We start from the raw sequence: 15,674 nt of genomic DNA, 5'->3' as shown, positions 1-15,674 counted from the left end.
AAAGAGATCATCAAGTCTTTGTGATCAAACGATATTTAAGGGGTGGCTCATATTAAAAATAGTTACTTTTCGCCAAGGATTTTTTAATATCTACTTAGTGTTAAACTTTCTAATATAGATGCAAAGAAAGATTTGTCACTTTACCAACATTTAATTTCAAGATAAAAGGGTGTATTGCTTCGGTCAAAGTCTTTAGGGGGTTCGATTATGGGATAGATCTATAAATATAATAATGGGACTATATATGATGCCTGAGTTTTCCTTACTTTTTCCCTTCGCTAAAATACTGCAAATTGGCGGCGCGCTTTTGCTTGGTTCGCTGATAACAGTATCCTCGGCACTGCCTTCTAACAAAGTTCCCCCTTCACCATCCGGTAGTAAAATTGCTGTAGCAAACCGCAGTGATACCACCATTACGCTGATTGATGTGGCCTCAGAAGAGAAACTACATATCGAATTGGAGCCCGGCTCTGAACCGATGTATGCGCAAAACCCTTATTACTCAGATGAGATCTGGATTGGTGATCGCGGTCATAGTCGTGTGTTGGTTTATGATGCACTACGTATCCGTAGGATTGCAGAAATTCCTACCGGCAACGGCGTATTCCATATGTGGAATCACGGTATCTTACGTCAGATGTGGGTCGTGAATGATATAGATAAAACTATGACGGTTATCTCACTGGATACCAAAGAGGTGTTGGCAACGGTAGCAATCCCAAGAGATCTTCACCGTAACTTTAAACCACATGACATCACGGTAACCGCAACTTCCGCCATCGTATCTCTGCTTGGCCCAGCTGGAGAGGACTCCTGGCTGGTTGAGTTTAGTGGGTCCACCTTTCAAGAAATAGATCGCCTTAAGGTACCCGGTGATCCACACCTGATGTACTGGGGTTTTGGGCTCAGTTATCTGTATGTAGCTTCTCAAACAGATGGCAAGCTTCTCAAAGTTGATCCCGACACACTAACTATTGAAGCGGAACTCAGTATTCCAGGCGCACATGGTATTTGGGCTAACGAACAGGAAGAGTATCTATATGTGAGTGACATCACCTCGAGTAGTGGTCAAGCCGCACTTTATACGATCAACATCAGTGATTTCACTATTGCACAAGGTTCACCAGTTGCAGCGGTCCTGCCGTATCCACATAACCTGATGGTGACAATAGATAATGACAAACTGTTTGTAACACATAGCAATACAGGCTCAGAATTTACTACCATCTACGATATTGATAAGCACGGAATCCCCAATAATGGTCGCATTGTAGCAACCGGCCATACACCATTCGGTATCATGTTGGTTCGTGATCCCGTGGTGAAGCACCGGAAAGATAAGTGATAAATAGTCTAAATTGATGTGGCGCAGAGGAGCTGTTGATTTCTATTCTTGATACCTTTTCTTCTTGCCTGCCGTCTTTGTGTAATTTTTAGCAACCTCACCCAATAGAGTTCGGTCTCATATTTTATTGGCTGTTATGCGATTTCTTTCATGGTCGGCCCCTGGATTTATCATTATCTGCTGTGTCGGCTTGTGGAGGCCTAAGTCCAAGTGGAGAAAAATATCATGGTAAATTTAAGCTAACTTGCACAATTGTACCAGTAATTCAGGCCTTCTTTCTTACTTACCATATTCATAGGATTTACGATAAGATTGCCCGGAAAATTTAAACCTCATCTTGCATTTGGTACAGAAAAGCATTTTCAGAATAGGTATAAGATAAAAGTCTAAACCTAGGTACCATTTGGTGTGACAACCCCTAAATATTCTCAATTAACTGAGAATATTTTTCGGCAGCCACTTCCTGTAAGTCTGTGTGATTGGCAGATGTGTAAATTTCGAATTTAATTAATACCAGCTGTATTTGAAATTGCCGCCTATTGGTGACCAGCAGGTCCAGGTCCATCTCTTGGTGTTGAGTCTGACAAATAAATTCGATTAAACCATTATCCAAGGGGGCTTCTCAAGCTCTCGGGTCGCTATGAACTGAATTAGCTCTTTCCTGGGTGTGAGTATTTAAAGAATTATTATGAAGCTACGTGTTGAAGATAAGCAGGGTATCCAGTACGAAGTCAGGACAGCGGGGGGAGATGCGGTTGCATTCCCGATGCAGGTGGATGCCAGCCATTTACTTTCTATGTTCGACGATGCCGTTCTTGAGAAGATTTACACTCATTTCTTCCCACTCAATAGCAGTTTCCAAACCAATACCTTCGGCACGCCGTTTTCAGGGCCTGCATCCGAGCCCCCGAGCTATTTATCCATTCATGCGCGGGAAATTTACCGCGCTCTGGTACAGAATCGCCTAATTATCGAAGAGGCACCTGCTACTGCGGCGGGGCAGGAAAACCAGCAAACGGACTTAATCGTTAAAATCCGCCTGGGGTTACAGCAAATTATCGCCCAAGAGCGCGCCGAAGCGGCCCAGATCCAGCGGCAACACGAACAGCGCTCCACTCTGGAAAAAGTGGGCGCCTATATTGAAAGCGGAGCGACAGGTTTGGGCAATGCCGCCTGGGGCCTGGCGGTGTGGACTAAAGATGTGCTTGAAGTAGCGCTGATGCTGAATCCCATACGCCAATCCCATAAGCTGGGGGTTGCCACAGCGAACTACTTCCTACATGACAAGAGCTTCGAAGAGTCTCACCGGGAGAATGTCACTGCCTTGCAACGGGAAATCGTCGATGTTCTCGGCTTTGACCCCTCCTCAATCACCCGGCAGCAGCTGGAACTGGCTCTGGATGTTACCCAGCTTATTTACGATGACCCGGCTCTGCGCGATATTATTTTCCGCTTTGCCCAGGATTATGTAAAAGCCCAGCACAGCCTTGAAATGACCGAAATGGCCGGTGGTGGTGCCTTTGAGATTATTCTCACGATTGTTCTTGCCGCCGTTACCGGGGGTGTCGGTGCGGCTGCGGCGATGGTTAAAAATGCGCGCCTGCTGAAGTCGTTTGAAAAGGTTGGCGAGCTAATGTTGGATTTAGCCAAGCTGAAAAAACAGCGACTGCTGGACTCCAAGGAAAAAGGGGCCAAGGGCGGCAGCGCCAGCTTTTCTGACTTTAGCTCCACTGAGGCTGCCGTGCCCGAGAGCTCTGGCGGCCCCTCTTCCAGTAGTTCCAGCAGTAATCAAAACAATAGTAATTCCGACAGTAGCGCTAGCAGTAATTCAAATAGTAATCAGAATAGTCAAGCGAATAATACTAACGAGCCTGACAATAGCTCTAATGCAGCCGGGCAGACATCCAAAGGTGAGGTTGTACCCTGTGCAAAAAAATCCTGTTACAGCGGTGATCCAATTAACTTAAAAACCGGGGAGGAGTTTTTATCCCTGGTGGATGCGGTATTGGATGGCCCGCTGCCATTAACCCTAACCCGCTCTTATCGCAGCAGTAATAGTGAAGATTTTGGATTAGGCCATGGCTGGGCGCACACCTTAAACGAGCGCCTGATCCCGGGTAATAAAACCGTAAAGTTTTACGATGCCGAGGGTCGGGTAATTAGTTTACCGACACCGGGCAATAGCGGGCGAAGCCACAATGTGGTGGAAAAGCTATCACTGACTCGTATCAATGATGAGCACTGGGTGATCAGTCCCTACGGCGCCTTAAATGGCGTACAAAAACATTTCAAGGCGATAGGCGAGAGTGGCACTCTAAAACTTTCCGAAATTCGCGATGGTTACGGTAACTACTACCTGTTCCACTATATCGGCGAACGCCTGATTTGTATCGAGAGCAGTCTCGGCGAAGCCCTGCATATCAGCCCACCGGAAGGGCAGCGCAATAGCCTGCGCATGGGTGAGTTAAAGAAAGAAACCCGCGATGGCCACATTAAAATACTGGCTCAGTACGAATACAGTGATGAAGGCGACCTGATAAAAGCCACCGATGCGGATGGCTACAGTGAGTACTATGAATACCAGCAACATGTCATCTCTAAGCGCACCTTAAAAACCGGTTACCGCTTTTACTTCGAATGGGATAGAGAAGGCCCCTCGGCCCGCTGTATACGCCAGTGGGGCGACCCCATCGATGGGCAGGCCACCTACAACTACACGTTTGCCTGGGATGAGGATGGGCACGGGGTTACCGTGACCGATACCCGTGGTGGGCAGGAACGTTACCGCTTTAATGAGCGCGCCCTACCGATTTATCACCGCGACCCCGAGGGTGCAGAGACGCTCTACAGCTACAACGAGCTGGGTCAGGTAACCAAGGTCCAATTGCCCAGCGATAATGGCAGCCTGCGCGAAGAGATCTATAAGTACGACGATCAGGGCCGCTTAGTACAAAAGACCGATGCCGCCGGCAATAGCCACCGCATCGAATACAACAACGAAGGCTTGCCAGGCAAAGTCACCGACCCATCCGGTAACACCTGGCAGCGCGAATACAACAAAAACGGCCAGATCGTCGCCACCACTGATGCCCTCGGCAACAGCACCCGCTACAGCTATAACCCGGTCGGTCTGATCGGCAGCGTTACCGACCCCCTCGGCAATGCCACCCGCTATCTGTGGAACCCGGAAGGCAGGTTGGCTGCGATCCAAGACCCTATGGGCCGCAGCCAGCACTATCGCTATGATATGGCTCGCCGCCTGCAAGAAGTACAACACGCCCCCGGCCAAGTCACTCGCTATGAATACGACATCCAGGATCGTATCCGCGCGGTTATTACCCCAAATGGTGCCCGCACCCAGTACAGCTACAACGCTCAAGGGCTACTCTCGGAGGTGATGGATTCCGAAGGCCGCAGCACCTGCTACGCCTACGACGGCCTCAGCCAGGTTAGGGCGCGCACCAATCCGGATGGCAGCCGCCTGGAATACCACTACGACGGCGAGCGCAACTTGGTTGGCCTCACCAATGAAAATGGCGAGCGCTACCAGCTTAAATACGACCTCAACGAACGTCTCATCGAAGAAGTGGGCTTTGACGGCCGCGTAACCCGCTACGCCTATAACCGCGCCGGCCATCTTATCGCTTCAAGAGCGGTAACTGATCCTGATACCGGCAAAGGTATCGATACGATTTTTGAACGCGATCCTTTCGGTCGTATGTTGGAAGAAGTGACTCCTGATGGGATTACCAATTTCCGTTACAACCGCAGCGGTCAGCTAATTGAAGCGGAAAATAGCCACCGCAAACTGCGCTGGGAGTATGATGCCAATGGCCGCGTCACTGCGGACTGGCAGGGCAAGGAGAAGCTTAGCCACCAATACGATGTCGCCGGCAACCGTATTACCACGACCCTGCCCGATGGCGAAGCACTTAACTTCGCCTTTAACCCCGCCGGCCAATTCCAAAGCCTACACCGCCGCCCAGTCGGTGGTGATACCAATCAGCTGATTACCCGTATCAGTCACGATGAACTGGGCCGGGAGAGCCAGCGCCAGCATGGCAATGGCCTGGAAAGCCAGCGAGATTATGATCCTCAGGGACGGCTGCAAAAGTTACGTCTAAACAAAGCTGATGGCCCAGTCGCCGACCCAACTCAGAACTCTCACTCAATCCTGGAGCGTAGCTACCAGTACAACAAAGCCGGTCAGATCGCCAAGATTGAGGATAGTCTGCGTGGCACGCGCAGCTACCACTACGATGCCCTAGACCGCTTGACTCAGGTAGATGGCCCCAACCCCGAATATTTTGTGCACGATCCCGCACACAATATTCTCGCCGCCGCTAATTCAAAGGATGAAGCCAAACAGCAGGCCAGCTCTACTCAAGTTAAGAGCAATCGCTTAGCCTTCCGTGGCGATACCCATTACCGCTACGATATTCACGGCAACCGCATCGCCGAACTGCGTGGCAAAGGGCAGAAGCTGCAAACCCGCTACCACTATAACTGTCGCCAACAGTTGGTGCGGGTAGAAAAGCTTAAGCTGGAAGAAGGAGAAGAACAGCTTCAGCAAGAGGTCCACTACCAGTACGACCCGCTGGGCCGTCGTGTTGGCAAGGCAACTAACAGTGAACAAACCAGTTTCCTCTGGGATAGCGATGTCCTGCTTCGTGAAAACAAAGCTGATATCCACACCCGGCAGGACCTGAATACTCGGACCTACTACTTTGAACCGGGTACTTTCAAGCCGGTTGCGTTAAAGGAAGGCAACCAAGAGGAAGAGCAGGTTTACCACTACCACCTGGATCATCTGGGCACGCCGGATACCCTTACCAATCAGGAAGGTGAAGTAGTATGGAGTGTCGCCTATAAGAGCTATGGCAATATCGCTTTAGCCCATAAAAACCAGATAGAGCAGCCGATTCGTTTTCAGGGGCAGTACTTCGATCAAGAAACTGGCCTGCATTACAATCGGTTTAGGTACTATGATCCTGAAGCCGGGGAGTTTACTCAGCAGGACCCGATTGGATTATTGGGAGGGGGAAATAGTTATAAATATGTAAATAATCCGATAGAGTGGGTAGATCCGTTTGGATTACATCAAGTTCCCGTGGGAGGGGGAGGAAAATATATAGTTATTGGTGAAGGCCAGGCTGCGATAGAAGCATATGTAAAGAAAATAGCTAATGATTACCCAAATATTGAATATCGAACGATTAAAAAAGATTGGAATGTAATTCTAAGGAAATCTGGAGCTGGTGATGTAGAATTATTCTCAGAAGAATGGGAGAGAAGAGCAGTACAAGGTAATGCTGACTGGATTGAGGAAATGCATGATGAGGGGTATGAGTTCATAGATATTGGAGAAGATTCTTCTGCTAATAGAAGTCCGTTTTATATGGCGGAAAAGGAAAGAATAGAAAGTTTGGGAGCTAAGGTGCATAGAGCGCCCGGAAAAAGAGTTGCAGGTGCGCGGGAGGCGGCCCCAGAAAGTAAAAGGCCCCCTGCGAAATCAATAAAAGGTTGTAAAGAGAAAGGATGAATTCTATGTTTATTTCTTATGTTCCTACCAGGGATATAGATGCCTCCAAGGATTTTTATGAGAATAAAATGGGTTTTTCTGAAGATGATTATGGCTTTAAACTGAATATCTCTGGCTATGATGAAGTTAGAATACGGCCACAGATCAAGAAAATCCTCCCGCTTGAAAACTATTGTTATTTTAGGTATGAACTGAAAGATGGTTTTCTTAGTTATTGTAAAGAGTTAATGGATAAGGGGGTTGTATTTAAGGTGATTGCAATGACACCGGGGGGCTACTCTGGGATTATTGTCGATCCAGATGGAAATAAGATATTAGTAGAATGTGAAAATTATGAAGATGATAATTCTGTTGACCCAAATGAATGGGATTGTTATCGAAGATATTAGGATATAATAATGAATGATTTTCATGTGCCGGAAGAATTTATTCTATTGACGATTCAGAGAAATATTCCTGGACATCCAAAGAATAAAGAGCCGGAATCTAGTAACATTTCTGGACACCCATAGATCAGGATCACGAAACTGGAAAGGATCACGAAACTCACGAAACTCACGAAACTGGACACCCAAAGATTGGCAATCCCCAAAGATTGGCAATCCTTGGACACTCTTCTGGAGAACAACAAAACAGGACATCCAAAGAATGGAGAATCGGAATCTAGGAAAAAATTTTTGCGCCACTACTTGGTGACTGGTATATCTGTCTCAAAATAGATGGCAATTTGGCGTTAAAAGATCTTTTGGGGAGTCCGTAGGGAATTAGGGGAAAGTAGAGTCGGGAGCGATGGAATCTAGGAGCAGCTGATAAGCGGATTTCTGTAATTTAGCAGGGGGTGGGGCTAAGAAAGCGCTGGCAATCGCGCAGCCCGTGTACCCAGCGTTTATTTTGCTGCGCACAGACCTGGCGTACCGCTTCCGCCGAGCCCACCAAGCGTTTAAAGCGGCTTTCAAAATTGCGGTTTAGATAGAGCCAGTGTTTTGGCGAAATACCCAGCCGATTTAAAATAGGTGGGATGTTCTCGGAAATAGCGCCGCGCTTTTTAGGATGAAGCTGCCGGCCACTCCAGTCTACCAGCTCTAAATAGTGATCCAGCTGAAAAGGCAAGCCTTTAGGCATATCCTGGCGCTCCCCGCCCACCAGTGGCAGTAGGCTTTTGGGCTGCTGGCCTGAGATGGCTGTGTGTATGCGTTGCTGGATCGAAGTGTAATCGGATTCTTCTGGAGTTTTAGCGATACCGGCACGGATAGGGTTGAGGTCCACGTAAGCGAGGCAGGCGGCAAGGGCTCTTTCATCCAGCAAGGCCTGAGACTTGAAACGCCCTTCCCAGAAACGACCGGTGCAGTTGTCCTCGGCATTGGCCTGGCGGGCGATGGACTCGTTCAGGCAGCGCATAGCCGCTTGAGGGTGGATGGAGTGTTTTCGGCAATACCACCCCGTTTTCTTGGATCAAAGTTTCGGCCACTCCACCAGCTCCAAATAATGATCCAGCTGAAAGGGTAGCCCTTTTGCTCTGTTCAGACGCTCGAAACCTGTGAATGTAGACACCTCAAAAATATTTTTGGCCATCCCCAAATTGACAAAAGCCTAACCCAGCTCACTTTGTAGAAATTTAATAAAAGCTCTTGTTTTCGCTGGCATCACTCTACCGCTAGGAATTAATGCGCTAATAGGTGGGCCTGGAATTACTTTCTCTGGGAATAACTCAACAACTTCGCCATTCTGGATGGCAGAACCAAGTGCAGTATCATACACTTGCGCTATCCCCATACCAGCCATCACTGCATCTACTAAAGTTCGCCCATCTCTAAATATTGCCAGAGGGGAAGGGGAGAGCTTGGTAACTGAATCATCATTTTCTAGAAACAACCAATCTCTTACTTTTCCTGTGGGCGCACGGAAGACAAGGGCATCATGCTCTCTCAATTCTTCCAGAGTCTTAGGTGTGCCTTTTTGTGCTAGGTATTTAGGTGAGGCACACAGAATACGTTTAGACTCGCACAGTGTTTTGGCGATAAAAGAACTATCCTCTAGCTCACCAATCCTCACAACTACATCCCACTCCCCTTTGATGGCATCCTCTAGGTTGTCAGAGAGGGAGACTTCCATCGTAACTTTAGGGTGTAATTGCGTAAAATCTTTTAAAGCAACGACAATATTTCTACCAATGCCTAGAGGTAAATTGACACGTAAGCGTCCGGCTGGCTCATCCTTTCTGGCATTCAGCAGTAACCTAGCGTCATTGATTGTTTCAATCGCATGTTTTGCGGCATCGAGAAATATCTTGCCTTCTTCTGTCAAGCTAATGCTGCGTGTTGTTCTATTGAATAACTTGAGATCCAGCTCCTCTTCAAGCTTCTTAATTGCCTTGCCTGCGCCTGACTTGGTTGAATTTAATGCGACTGCGGCCTTTGTAAAGCTCCCGTACTCAGCTACGGCAATAAACACAACTATCTCGTTCAAATGAGCCTGCTGAAACATCGATTGTGTCCCTAGTGGATACAGTGAGTCTCAAATTAGCATGTTTATAGTGCAAACCAAAGTAAATAATCTTGTCAACAGTGGCTTGGCGTAGAACTTAATTAGCGACCAGTTCGAAACTCACATGGTTGACCGCTTGGTCAAATTAAAAATTTACCCATAGCCCGCAATTGCAAATTTTAAATGATTAAAGGAATGGATTATGTCTCTTCAAGAGAAGTTAGATGCTTTTAAAGTGGTGTTCAAAAAACAAGCTCCAGAAAGTGCATTCGAAGCTTTTGCTCGGTCCTCCCGGGAGCTGGCTGAGAGTGGCCAAGTTGAACAATCGGTTAAAGTAGGGGAGAAAGCTCCGCACTTTGCATTGCAGGACTCTGATGGTAATCAAGTTGTCTCGGAAGAACTCCTTGCTAAAGGTCCCGTCATCCTGACATTCTATCGTGGAGTCTGGTGCCCTTATTGCAATATTGAGCTGCAAGCATTGGAAGAGGTTGCTGAGGAAATCAGGGCTCGCGGAGCAACTTTGGTTGCGATTTCAATGCAAGGGCCTGCGGAGAGCCGTAAATCTCAACGAGATAACAAGCTGAGCTTTCCAATCCTTACTGATCAGGGCGGTGAACTTGCGAACAAGTTTGGTATCCGCTGGACATTACAGCCCTATGTGATTGAATTTCACAAGATGTTCAAAGTTGAACTTCCGACAATTCACCGTGACGGGGAGTGGAACTTGCCTATGCCCGCAAGATATGTGATAGATACCGATGGATCGATTGCTTATGCAGAAGTGAATCCTGACTATACACGTCGCCCTGAACCAGCTGATCTGTTTCCCGTACTCGATAAACTAAGGGGCTGAACAATTCCGCAATACCCTGTGAGTCTTGGAGGCTACAGATGTTAGGCGTAGCGGGTTGCGAATAGTCCTAAATCTTTGCATAGCTACAGCGCAGCAGCTGTGGCCTTCAAGGCCGCCCTGCGGGGGCTTTCAGAGCGATTCAGGCTATGCATTGCGATTTTTAAAAGGTCTAGATATTCCTGCAAAGCCGCGCCCTGAAAGGCAGAGGCCTCCTGGGTAGCAAGAGGCCCTGCTGTCAGCACCGTATATCGAGAGGAGAATTGAGCAAGTAAAGCTGGAGTAGGGGAGATAGCCTCCTACTCTTGTATCTCCTAAATAGCCCCTCAAGCGGAGCCAGGAACTTCCAAGCTTTTGGCCAGTCCTATAGAGGTATTCAATAAGTACCAGCTCCAAGTTTAGATTAAGGATTTAGGCTAGCCTCCAAGGGGCTCAGGCTAGGAAGTAGATGGACCTCAAAACAACAATTTATCCATATAACCATCGTAAAATCATCGATTCTTGGCGTTTAACGATTTCATTAGCCCTTGCAATTGGTGTCCATGCAGTATTAGTTGCTATTCCGGTATCACTTACTCCAGATGTAGGTCCCAGCCCCTCTGCCACACACAGATTTAAGCTATTCGCGGGGAAGAATATTCAGGCCCCAGCAGCAGCGAACACAGATAAGGATAAAACCCGTCCTCCACCCAGCTCGGGAAAGCAAGGCCAGTCAGTGCGCGACACTGTAACAACGATGGTAAAGGATGAGCCAATTTCCACTCCCCCTCCTCAGGAGACTAAGCGCACCTCAGCGCCTTCGACAGTAAATCATAGAGTTATAGATACACCAGTAGCTCCTGGAGCAGAGCATCAACCAACTGTTTTTGATTCTGTTTTGGCGAAGAAGCTAGCCCGAGAGCGGAACAAAATCCGCAGATTTGAGCCTGTAGAGGCCAGATACAAGACTGCCACAGGGACTTTTACTCAGATCGGAGATAGGTGCTTTGATGTTAAGGAGACTTCCGCTGGAAGCACAGATAGTGATTTGAATTCATGGTTTAGGGCTAAATGCCCGAATAATTCCAGATCCCAGGCGGATATTGATCGACTGGCTGAGAAATATGGAATCTCATAAGACTCCTGCTGCTTGGAGATGCACTTTGTTGTGGTCAAGTCCAACCGGACACCTCTTTAAGCACATTTCTCAAATTCGATAGGGGTTACATCCCCCAATGTTGTGTGTATTCTGCGTGAGTTGTAATAAGCAATGTAGGCTCTCACATCTGCTGTCGCGTCCACCCTTGTTTCATAGAGATTTCCCGTTAGCCACTCTCGCTTTAGGCTGCTAAAAAACCGTTCTGTTGGTGCGTTGTCCCAGCAATTTCCTTTACGGCTCATTGAACATACCATTCCATGCTCCTTCAGCAACGCCTGATAGGTATGGCTGGCATACTGACTGCCTCGATCAGAGTGGTGTAGAAGGCCTTGCGATGGTGTGCGTAAATTGACGGCCATCATCAGCGCACGACTCGCCAAAGCCGTTTCCATCTGGCGATCTAGGTGCCAACCAACTATCCGGCGTGAATAGAGATCAATTACTACCGCCAAGTACAACCATCCCTGTAGCGTCCAGATGTATGTAATATCCGTAGCCCAAACTTGATTTTTAGCACTCGGCGAAAAATCCCTATTCAGAAGATTCTCTGCAATGGGCAGTTGGTGTTTGCTATCTGTCGTCAACGCAAAACGCTTCTTGCATTTTACTGCCAAACCTAGCTTTTTCATTAGCTTTCGGACTCGATAGCGCCCAATTTTAAAGCCTTCTCTGCGTAATAGCTTCATTAGTCGGCGGCTTCCCAAGCTCTGCCGAGATTCTGCAAATAAGGCCTTCAAGCGATGGCATAGTTGCCATGTTTGGCTATCTATTGAGCTATCACTGCGATGGCACCAATCGTAATAGCTGCTCTTTTTTACCTGCATTACTCGGCAAAGCATCCTAACTGGAAAGCTACTTTTCTGCTCTTTGATGAAGCTGTACTTTACTTCATTTCTTTCGCAAAGAAGGCGCTGGCCTTTTTTAGGATTTCCTTCTCCATCCGCAAGCGCTTGTTTTCACGTCGCAACCGATCCAATTCAGCGCGCTCGCCTGCATCCAACCTTACTCCGCTCTCTTCCTGCTTCAGCTCCTTTACCCAGCGTCGCAAGTTATTAGCAGTGGTCCCTACAGCCTCTGCGGCCTTAGAAATCGAATAGCCTTGTTCAGAGACAAGAGCTACAGCGTCTTTCTTGAACTCCGGCTTGAATTGCCGGCGTGTACCTTTTGTTGTCATACGTCACCTCACTTGGTAGTTTTACCATCTTAGCGAAGTGTCCGGAAGTATTAGACCACTACACTTCAGAGTTGAATGTAGGCGAATAAAAAGCAAGCGGGCAGGGGCCGTACCGGCTCTTTCAAGCTCGATATTTGGCCTTAGTACTATCGGCGGTGCGCAAGTTACTCGACTATATTGTCTGGCGTATGCATTTCGCTACGAATAATGCCGGGCGTTTTGGCGCGCCCTTGCATTCGGTCTGGATGATCACGCTCGTTAAAGCGTCGCAAACCTTCCGATACCTGTGCTCTGGACTCGGGATTGCTGAATAATCGGTTAAAGCATTCAGCTTCAATACGCAGGCCCTCTTTAAGATCTTGTCCATAGCCGCGAATGGCAGCTTCTTTATCGGAGTGAATTGCTGGTTGGGGCAGGGCAGAGATAAATTGTGCTAACTCAATTGCTCGATCTAAAGCAGCTCCCTTTGGCACTACTTCGTTGGCTAATCCAATGCGGTAAGCTTCTTCTGCATTGATAACTTTACCGGTAATGATTAATTCCAGTGCTCGCCCCATACCAACAATGCGTGGTAGACGCTGAGTGCCACCGTCAGCTAAGCCGATGTTCCAGCGGCGACAGGTCATACCAAAGGATGCATGCTCTTCTACAATACGCATGTCGGCATAACATGCCCATTCGAAACCGCCTGCATAGGCAATTCCGTTAACGGCTGCAATAATTGGCTTGTAAATATCAGTCCAGCGGGTTGGCCCTATAATACCTGGCGCTTCACCTCGATCATGCCGGGCAATATCGGCAGGCTCCATAGGGCATAAAACAGCAGTGTCAGGATCGGGGTGATTAGTGGGTTCAGTTGCAGCAAGGTTACTCTTCAAATCACCACCTGCACAAAAGGCAGAGTCCCCAGCACCGGTGATCACTGCAACTTTGGCTCCCTCATCGGTACGAAAGCGATCGAATGCGTCCACCAGCTCGCGGTGAGCGCGTGTGCCAATGCAGTTCTTAACCTCTGGACGGTTAAAGGTAATGATAGATACTGGGCCATTTTGTTCGTATTTTATATGATGATATTCCATGTCAGCAGACCTTTATCATGTGGCGTTGAAGTAATATCCAAAATCTAACTCTGATATGGCAAATAAGGTTTGTACCTTGTGTAGTCTAAGCACTATAGCGCACTGCGGAAGTTGCTATATTGATTCTCTCAGTGATACTGTGGTTCTCCGTGAGAACCCTGTGATCTGAGAAGCTGCTACACCCAGATAAATACTTGTGTGAGGATATGCCTTTGCCATCGTACATAATTCCAGTAAGGACACTGGATGGCTTTGCTACCAGTATCAGTATTGATGAAGATATTTATCTTATTTTGCTTAAGGACTTTGGTAGCGAGGCAGATTGCCGAGCCTGGATTCGCAAGCAAGCACAGCGTTTTGAGCGCGGCACCATTCTCACAAGAAGAGTGAGGCAATTATGCCTTCAGAGAGTCGTTAAGCCTTCTCTGCTTGGCAATATAGAGCTTGAAGCATGAATGAATTTTAGTACTCGGCAGGCGCAGGAACCCTGGTGGATAAGCCGGCGCCATACCGCAGTCAGGTATAACCAGAGCAGGGACAAACATGGATATCGGAAAAGCTGACCAAGAAAAAAGCTGAAATGTAGGGCCCATCAGAACCCCTGATATTTCCGATATTTGTGAATATCGGATATTTTATAAATGAGCCATTTTCCGTATAATTTGCCGCATTCCAACAACAACTTCATACCTCTATGTCTGCCTCCAATCAACCACCAGCACCAATCATCGACAACCTGAGCAACCTTGAAAATCCGTTTCGCTGTATCAGCTTTTCCGCCAGTCGTTATCTCGACAAGCCGATCCCTGGTGCTGATACCGATCTGGAGTTCACGCTTAAGTTTCTTTATAGCTACAACGGTAGCCAGGCAACGTTTAATAGTTATCGCCGTGAACTCGAGCGGCTGCTGCAATGGGCCTGGCGCATTGAGGAAACCTCAATCATGACTCTCAAACGGGAGCATATTGAAGAGTTTGTACAGTTCTGTATCGAACCGCCCATAGCCTGGATTGGGACTAAAAATGTTGCCCGGTTTAAACTGCAAAATGGCGAGCGTGTTGCGAATGCGGATTGGCGGCCGTTTGTGGTCAGTGTCTCTAAGGTTGAGTTTCGCGCAGGTAAGACGGCTTCTCCTAAGGAGTTTCGGCCATCCCAGGCCGCGATCAAGTGCATCTTTACTGCCTTGTCGTCCTTTTTTGACTTCCTCTACCAGGAAGGCCTCGTAGAGGCAAACCCTGTGGCGCTGATTCGCCAGAAAAGTAAGTTTGTACGGCGTGATCAACAAAGCCAGGTTGTACGCCGTATCAGCAACTTACAGTGGGACTATGTCCTGGAAACTGCGGAAATTATGGCCGAAGCATCGCCGGCAGATCACGAGCGAACATTATTTATTATGAACGCCCTATTCGCTATGTACTTGCGAATCTCTGAGCTGGTTGCCGATGAAAGATCGGCACCGGTTATGGGGGACTTTAAGAAAGATCGCGACGGAAACTGGTGGTTTCACGTTACCGGTAAGGGCAACAAAGGTCGTGCAATCACTGTTTGTGATGAAATGCTCAAGGCTTTGAAGCGATATAGAAACTATTTGCAGCTCCCTACTCTGCCCACTATCAATGAGCAGACACCCCTAGTGCAAAAGTCCCGCGGCAAAGGCCCTGTTACCAGTACTCGGCAGGTGCGCTTGATTGTACAAAACTGCTTTGATGCCGCGCATCAGCGTATGGTTGAGGAAGGTCTGGGCGAAGATGCTGAAGACCTCAAGGCGGCCACGGTTCACTGGCTACGCCATACGGGTATTTCTGAAGACGTGAAGTACCGTCCTCGCGAGCATGTCCGCGACGATGCGGGCCATGCCAGTATGGCTACTACTGATCGCTATATTGATTCCGATATGCGAGAGCGGCATGAAAGCGGAAAAAGTAAGCGGGTTAAAGAGGAGCGGTAATACTAGCGCCCTATTCTGCTGGCGGGCCTCGGCTATGTGCCGGGGAATTGATAAGGGATAGCGCCAATCAACAGACTGATTGGCGCTATCCCCCAGTTCTACAAGCAGCTATTT

General features: G+C 48.0%; 12 protein-coding genes. 7 read left to right on the top strand and 5 right to left on the bottom strand.

The features are described 5' to 3' along the window. The first annotated feature begins 244 nt into the window (after positions 1-244). The gene (locus tag ACJJIK_RS04160) at positions 245-1,345 is read left to right on the top strand and encodes a YncE family protein (RefSeq protein ID WP_444931020.1); all 1,101 of its coding nucleotides are present in this window, start codon (positions 245-247) and stop codon (positions 1,343-1,345) included. A gap of 418 nt (positions 1,346-1,763) precedes the next feature. Here the strand turns inward: ACJJIK_RS04160 and ACJJIK_RS04155 are convergent, their stop codons facing one another. Continuing rightward, positions 1,764-1,958 carry a hypothetical protein gene (locus ACJJIK_RS04155; RefSeq protein ID WP_444944303.1) on the bottom strand — a complete coding sequence of 65 codons (195 nt, stop codon included), beginning with the start codon at positions 1,956-1,958 and terminating at the stop codon, positions 1,764-1,766. Between the two features lie 75 nt (positions 1,959-2,033). On the opposite strand from ACJJIK_RS04155, the gene ACJJIK_RS04150 reads away from it, so the two are divergent. Beyond that, on the top strand, positions 2,034-6,887 hold the full coding sequence (locus ACJJIK_RS04150; protein WP_444944302.1) for an RHS repeat-associated core domain-containing protein: 4,854 nt from the start codon (positions 2,034-2,036) through the stop codon (positions 6,885-6,887). 5 nt (positions 6,888-6,892) lie between these two features. Next, complete coding sequence (locus tag ACJJIK_RS04145; RefSeq protein WP_444944301.1) at positions 6,893-7,276, top strand: VOC family protein; 384 nt, start codon at positions 6,893-6,895, stop codon at positions 7,274-7,276. A 439-nt stretch (positions 7,277-7,715) separates the two neighbouring features. On the opposite strand, the gene ACJJIK_RS04140 is transcribed toward ACJJIK_RS04145, so the two are convergent. Continuing rightward, on the bottom strand, positions 7,716-8,285 hold the full coding sequence (locus ACJJIK_RS04140) for a hypothetical protein (protein WP_444931023.1): 570 nt from the start codon (positions 8,283-8,285) through the stop codon (positions 7,716-7,718). 192 nt (positions 8,286-8,477) lie between these two features. After that, positions 8,478-9,353 (bottom strand): LysR family transcriptional regulator, encoded by an 876-nt coding sequence (locus ACJJIK_RS04135; RefSeq protein ID WP_444931024.1) that lies wholly within the window; start codon positions 9,351-9,353, stop codon positions 8,478-8,480. 220 nt (positions 9,354-9,573) lie between these two features. Between ACJJIK_RS04135 and ACJJIK_RS04130 the strand changes: the two genes are divergently transcribed. After that, on the top strand, positions 9,574-10,224 hold the full coding sequence (locus ACJJIK_RS04130; protein WP_444931025.1) for a peroxiredoxin-like family protein: 651 nt from the start codon (positions 9,574-9,576) through the stop codon (positions 10,222-10,224). 445 nt (positions 10,225-10,669) lie between these two features. Further along, positions 10,670-11,338, top strand: coding sequence for a hypothetical protein (locus tag ACJJIK_RS04125; RefSeq protein ID WP_444931026.1), 669 nt, complete (start codon positions 10,670-10,672; stop codon positions 11,336-11,338). 56 nt (positions 11,339-11,394) lie between these two features. Here ACJJIK_RS04125 and ACJJIK_RS04120 read toward each other — a convergent pair. Further along, a protein-coding gene (locus ACJJIK_RS04120) for an IS3 family transposase (protein WP_444943741.1) occupies positions 11,395-12,533 on the bottom strand; the annotation gives its coding sequence in 2 pieces (ribosomal slippage) (positions 11,395-12,284 and positions 12,284-12,533; 1,140 coding nt in all). Between the two features lie 164 nt (positions 12,534-12,697). Continuing rightward, positions 12,698-13,612 (bottom strand): enoyl-CoA hydratase/isomerase family protein, encoded by a 915-nt coding sequence (locus ACJJIK_RS04115; protein WP_444931027.1) that lies wholly within the window; start codon positions 13,610-13,612, stop codon positions 12,698-12,700. A 212-nt stretch (positions 13,613-13,824) separates the two neighbouring features. Here ACJJIK_RS04115 and ACJJIK_RS04110 point away from each other — a divergent pair, with 212 nt between their 5' ends. Both ACJJIK_RS04110 and ACJJIK_RS04105 read left to right on the top strand, forming a co-directional pair. Next, complete coding sequence (locus tag ACJJIK_RS04110; protein ID WP_444931028.1) at positions 13,825-14,067, top strand: hypothetical protein; 243 nt, start codon at positions 13,825-13,827, stop codon at positions 14,065-14,067. Between the two features lie 239 nt (positions 14,068-14,306). Continuing rightward, positions 14,307-15,560, top strand: coding sequence for a tyrosine-type recombinase/integrase (locus ACJJIK_RS04105; RefSeq protein WP_444931029.1), 1,254 nt, complete (start codon positions 14,307-14,309; stop codon positions 15,558-15,560). The last annotated feature ends 114 nt before the right edge of the window (positions 15,561-15,674 follow it).

Source organism: Microbulbifer regidiadema (SeqCode) (genome assembly GCF_052466995.1).
This window is presented reverse-complemented; position numbering and strand designations above follow the sequence as displayed.

What these genes read in the sequence shown, in the direction of transcription:
- ACJJIK_RS04160 (WP_444931020.1), top strand. Translation starts at nt 245, where the DNA reads ATGATGCCTGAGTTTTCCTTACTTTTTCCCTTCGCTAAAATACTGCAA.
- ACJJIK_RS04150 (WP_444944302.1), top strand. Translation starts at nt 2,034, where the DNA reads ATGAAGCTACGTGTTGAAGATAAGCAGGGTATCCAGTACGAAGTCAGG.
- ACJJIK_RS04145 (WP_444944301.1), top strand. Translation starts at nt 6,893, where the DNA reads ATGTTTATTTCTTATGTTCCTACCAGGGATATAGATGCCTCCAAGGAT.
- ACJJIK_RS04140 (WP_444931023.1), bottom strand. Translation starts at nt 8,285, where the DNA reads ATGCGCTGCCTGAACGAGTCCATCGCCCGCCAGGCCAATGCCGAGGAC.
- ACJJIK_RS04130 (WP_444931025.1), top strand. Translation starts at nt 9,574, where the DNA reads ATGTCTCTTCAAGAGAAGTTAGATGCTTTTAAAGTGGTGTTCAAAAAA.
- ACJJIK_RS04125 (WP_444931026.1), top strand. Translation starts at nt 10,670, where the DNA reads ATGGACCTCAAAACAACAATTTATCCATATAACCATCGTAAAATCATC.
- ACJJIK_RS04115 (WP_444931027.1), bottom strand. Translation starts at nt 13,612, where the DNA reads ATGGAATATCATCATATAAAATACGAACAAAATGGCCCAGTATCTATC.
- ACJJIK_RS04105 (WP_444931029.1), top strand. Translation starts at nt 14,307, where the DNA reads ATGTCTGCCTCCAATCAACCACCAGCACCAATCATCGACAACCTGAGC.